The following is a 4,918-nucleotide window of genomic DNA, read 5'->3' as shown; positions in this document are numbered from 1 at the left end:
TCATGTGCAGCTCCATCAGCAAAAGGGGATGATAAGTTTATCACCACCGACTATTTGCAACAGTGCCCGCACAAAGCACATGCCGTCGGGCTTTCAGGGCGCGTGGTTCCTTTTAAACACCAGCTCTGTACCTCTTTTAAAGATCCTTTAATAAATCCTGTAAACACATAACCTGTTCATCGCCTGCCCTGTGGACAGGCTGCAGAGAATGCCCGCCCTTGCAGCGACCTGACGGTCGCGCCGGTTCGGCAACACCAGAAAGAGCTCCCATCGCTTCGCGACGGGCCCCGACCGGAGAACCAAATTAGTTACAGCATTCATAACGTTATTCATCATAAAAACCGGCGCCGGTTTGCCGGCCAGGTGCCCCTCCCCACCACTGAAAAGCGCCGCCGCCCCCGGCCGAAGGCCGGGGAACACCATCGCTTTTAATGATGGGTGTTGTAACTACTCTTCTTCATCGCTGTGGGTGGAGCTGCGGTCAGTTGTCTGGTACACGCTCGTAAGCGGCCCTCCGGCCCGCTAACGCGGAGATACGCCCCGACTGCGGCTGTCGCCTTGTCGTGACCACTCCGACCGCGTACAGAGGCGTCTGTGATGTTTTAAGCGGGTATGGCTTATCAGGGCGGGGGAAGGGATTGGCAGAACCTGTCAAAACAGCAGCCGGCTGCGCCGGGTAACGGCGCCATTTACCCGCGGTACTCTATTCAACTTCAGCTGGCGCCTCCATGCCGCTAAGCGGCATTCAGTGGACCGCGGAGGCACATTCTGCCATCAGTGACGCCATTATGACGGTATGGGTGGACCAGCGTGAGCATTTGCGCAGAAACTTACGGTTTGGGTTATGGCCGGGTATCTAGGCATGGAAGTCGATGGTGCTTTAGAGATCTCAGAATCGATTGAAGTCTAATGTTATCAGGGCTGCAACAACAACCCTGTGCCTGGAGCGGACACTGGCTGCGCTCCTGGCATCCCGGCAGTAAACCCAACGACGCCTGCCGTGAAGTAAGGTGCAATCCCGTTTCGCGCGGTCACACCTTGCGTCAAGGTCCCACTCGGGGTATTTCCACTAGAATAGAATCCCCTAAATTTTAGCCTCCATTCGTAATTTTATACCTCGGTATAAATTCAAATATTTCATAAAGTTATTGAATTAATATCAAATTGATATCTTTTTCACTTGAAGCATTGATATCAGATTGATATATTAATTCTGCTTCATTTCGAAGAACGTTGAGAAACGACACAAATAAACCGGAGAAAACATATGAAAATCAATCTAATGGCCAAGTTAGGGCATAGATAAGCCCGTCTTCAATAAGAGAGGTAAATCACTGTAACAACCGAGGTAAACAATATGACAGTCCACGTCGTTAAAAAAACCGGCGATTTCGTTCTCCGCTTACGCGAGAAAGATACGCCGAACGCCATCAGCGGAATCACGCTGGACGCGCTGATGACGGTAACAGGGATGACTAAAACCGAGTTGGCCCACTTAGCTCTTCGTAAGCTGGCTGATGCCTATCTGCCGCATTACGAGAAAGATAATGGCCCACTCACCACTGCTCAAATCCAGGCTATTCGTGAAGCCTCAGCGGCAAGCGGTAAATCGGAGGAGCGATTTAATAAAACTCTTTTATAAGGAGAGAAGATGGCAACTACCACTAAACCTTTTCCGCAACTGCCTGAGCCAGGTGATTTTGTATGGTGTCGCTTTCCACACCTACCAGGATTCCCTGATGTACCCGGACCAAAGCTCCGCCCCGGATTAGTGATCGCGGTGTCGGATGCAGACCATGAAGTGATGGTTGTCTATGGGACGAGCCAGAAAACCGATAAAATCTATCCGACTGAGTTTTTGCTCAAAACGACAGATGCCGGTTTCGCTGTATCTGGACTGGCTCATGATACGAAGTTCGATATGGCAGTTCGCATTGAGCTTCCCTACGATAGTGACTGGTTTGATCTTGCCCCGATTAAAAATGGGGTGGCTACGACGTCGCCGGTAATGGGTACACTGCACACAACTTACATGGCTGCTGTGAAGCAGGCCAATGCAAAAGTGAGTCATGCTGCATAGTCGCACTCAGCAACCTGTTAAAAAGAAATCCCCGCCGCTGGCGGGTTTTTTGCCTTCAATCTGGAACTGTTAAGGTAGATGTGACCTGCTCCCTGATAATTCACACAGAAGGCTGTTAGCAATCCGTTGATCGCTCAGAGCGGAAATTGGAGACGTAATAATTATTGAGATAATCAAATTTAATTCAACGCAGCAAATAAGGAGCGGCACTATCTCTCATGACATCGCTCAAATTCGTTCAACTGCTCCAACGCTTTTGCTACTCTTTGGAACATCAGGTATTTTTCTTCATGCGCTCGTGACAGACGAGAAACGATGGTAAACACACTCTCGCTCTTCTCTGTCCAGCAATCGTCATGCTGTGCTGGTATCAGCATCTGTCTTGCTTCATGCTGCAATGTTGGAGTCGTCAGATTGCAGATGTATGTACGTACTTCAAACTGTCTTCCCGGTGTTCTGTCCAGAAAAAGCACCACATCAGACTCATTCACCCAATGAGAAAACCCGAAGCGCAGCGCCGGGTAACCTTCCCAGTGATTAAGTGCTGTGGTGACCTTATAATCCCTATCAGAAAAGTGTTCTGTCAGAAACCTTAGACATTCTTCCTGAAGTGACTTCACCACCGCATTTTTCAGCAACACAGCTTCCTGAATATTTAGCAAATTTTCGAGAACGAAGGTTTCAGCCTCAGCTGCAATCTTATTTTTACCCATCAGTGACTCCAGATGTAACATGAATTCGCGCAGCAAAACTTGCCATTTATTGACTGGGGAAGAAATACAGACCATGCCAAGCTTGGGTGCCAGAACAGAAATAAACTTACCGTAGCTTATTCCAGCCCAACCGACAGGGGCATGGCCCTCTGGCGATAAAACCACTAGGTACGGTTTCTTATCTGGATATTTTTGCTCCAGATACCTGCTGTAATCAGTGAAGGGGTTATTCTGCTTGTGCCAGATTTTATTCTCCAGCGCCATGGCCCATTCTTCTGATTCAAGTAGCAAATCGATTCGAGTTCCTTCTTGGGTCATGACTTCACGAGCTGGCGGTGATAAAAGTGATGGGTCAACAGGGGACGATAGGCATTCCAAAAGAGCCCCAAGAACTAAAGTATTTAGCCCATGAGGAGCATCCGGATCAATAAAAAACGCGAGTAAATCGCTGACCGGGTTCTCGTAGTGTCCGCGGGCACCCAGCGAAAAGATATTGGCTTCACTTTTTTCAGCAATTGACAGTGATTTGAGGCGAATCAGTAATTCTTCCTGCGCAGACAGGTCCATCTGTTTCTCCTAAGAGGCTTTACCAAGTGCGAACCATATCAATAAAAAGAGCCATGGCATAGGGGAGATCCTGTCTAGCATTAGTATGGATGCGTAAGGTCTGCTTCACGCTCATAGCTGCCTGTCAACCTGCACTAAAACCTTTCGAAAAATTCAATTCTGGCGTTAACCTTCCGGAATGTCCAGAAGCTCAGTCACACGAGCGGTCTGCCAGCAGTCCGGCAGCGCGGCCAGCTTTTTCCACAGCCGTTGATTTGCCCGTTCGCGAATTTCACTGACGAGACGTACAGGTGTGGTTGCTCCGGGCAGCAGTACCTTATTCTGAAGCAGCCACGCGGTGGCAAAATCAAACATCAAACCGGGACGCTCATTACTGAGCCATGCCCGAGTGTACAGCAGGCGCTTAAGGCGGAAAGACCATGGAAAATCGCCAAGTTCATGATATCCGTAATATTCCTTAATTAATGCAGTATGCTCTCTGAGGGTGGTGTCCCGTTCTGCATAGCGGGAGGCTACGAGTGAAGAGCAGACTAATGCCCGTGGCGTTATACAGCGTAGAACAATACGGTTCTCACTTGTCAATATATGGTGAGTACTGATAACATCAGTTGGACATCGGAATTAAAATTTTTAGGTTTAAAATGAGAACATTAAATATAATATATACGTTCCTTGTGTTTTTTCTGGTTATTGGTTTTTTATTTTTTATTTTCAAAATTTCTATACATTACCCTAATTCGATGAAAGATGTGAAGATAACTGACTGGCTGTCAGTTGCTTTTAACTTTATTATGGCATTACTAGCCATTTGGGGGGTCTTTTACGCCAGAAACTGGAGAGAATCTTTGACTGAAAGTAAAGCACTGGAGGAAGCGACAAATTTAAAGTACAAAGTACTTATGAATGCCAATCAAGCCTTTTTTATCCTCACTCCCTCAGGTATACAACATTACTTACCCGATCATGAAAATAGCCCTGTATTTGATGATTATAATACTGAAGGATTATTCAATTCACTCCATGATATGTGCAAAAAACTGGATTGCGTTAGGGATGCGATTTATGAGTTGAACGTGTCGCGTGAAAAGTTAGTTTTCTTTGGCTGGGACTTCTGTACTGATAAAAAAAATGAATTTATAAAAGTGGTAAAATCTGTCGATAATCTTTATCTATCACGCTTTGAACTTGAATATATTATTAATACAGTTTTGTCTAAACATGGAGTGGTTTATAATGATAGTTTCGGTTTTCCAGTTTATAAACATAATCGAGAAAAAGTCGATTTAGATGATTTAATAAAAATTTTAAATGGTGACTTTGTCACTTCGAAAAAATTAGATGAATTTTCACACATCCTAAAAGAAATTATGGATATTAGGAATTTATCTCTAAACGCTATAGAAGTTCTTAGAAATTGTAATGATACAATTCACGATTTAATTGAGCCAATAAACATATTCAGAAAATGAATAATTCGATGGTGTATTTGTGCGAGAGAGATAAGTAATTTAATGAACGTGAAGGACTGCAACGGCGGTAATGACTCCAACTTACTGAT

General features: G+C 45.5%; 4 protein-coding genes and 1 pseudogene. 3 read left to right on the top strand and 2 right to left on the bottom strand.

Annotated elements, in window-relative coordinates; all coding sequences use genetic code 11:
• Positions 1 to 1,357 precede the first annotated feature (1,357 nt).
• Both KHQ23_RS24980 and KHQ23_RS24975 read left to right on the top strand, forming a co-directional pair.
• A complete protein-coding gene (locus KHQ23_RS24980) occupies positions 1,358 to 1,642 on the top strand; it encodes a hypothetical protein (RefSeq protein ID WP_064289710.1) in 285 nt (94 codons plus the stop codon).
• A gap of 9 nt (positions 1,643 to 1,651) precedes the next feature.
• Positions 1,652 to 2,080, top strand: coding sequence for a hypothetical protein (locus KHQ23_RS24975; protein WP_035887132.1), 429 nt, complete (start codon positions 1,652 to 1,654; stop codon positions 2,078 to 2,080).
• Between the two features lie 209 nt (positions 2,081 to 2,289).
• Here the strand turns inward: KHQ23_RS24975 and KHQ23_RS24970 are convergent, their stop codons facing one another.
• Positions 2,290 to 3,360 carry a PD-(D/E)XK nuclease family protein gene (locus KHQ23_RS24970; RefSeq protein WP_032435752.1) on the bottom strand — a complete coding sequence of 357 codons (1,071 nt, stop codon included), beginning with the start codon at positions 3,358 to 3,360 and terminating at the stop codon, positions 2,290 to 2,292.
• A gap of 168 nt (positions 3,361 to 3,528) precedes the next feature.
• Positions 3,529 to 3,876, bottom strand: a pseudogene (locus KHQ23_RS24965) (DUF4158 domain-containing protein); the annotation flags it as partial.
• 233 nt (positions 3,877 to 4,109) lie between these two features.
• Between KHQ23_RS24965 and KHQ23_RS24960 the strand changes: the two are divergent.
• Positions 4,110 to 4,829 (top strand): hypothetical protein, encoded by a 720-nt coding sequence (locus KHQ23_RS24960; RefSeq protein WP_135698277.1) that lies wholly within the window; start codon positions 4,110 to 4,112, stop codon positions 4,827 to 4,829.
• Positions 4,830 to 4,918: the final 89 nt, after the last annotated feature.

Origin of the sequence: Klebsiella sp. 64 (assembly GCF_018223915.1) — a bacterium.
Lineage (GTDB): Bacteria > Pseudomonadota > Gammaproteobacteria > Enterobacterales > Enterobacteriaceae > Klebsiella > Klebsiella pneumoniae.
This window is presented reverse-complemented; position numbering and strand designations above follow the sequence as displayed.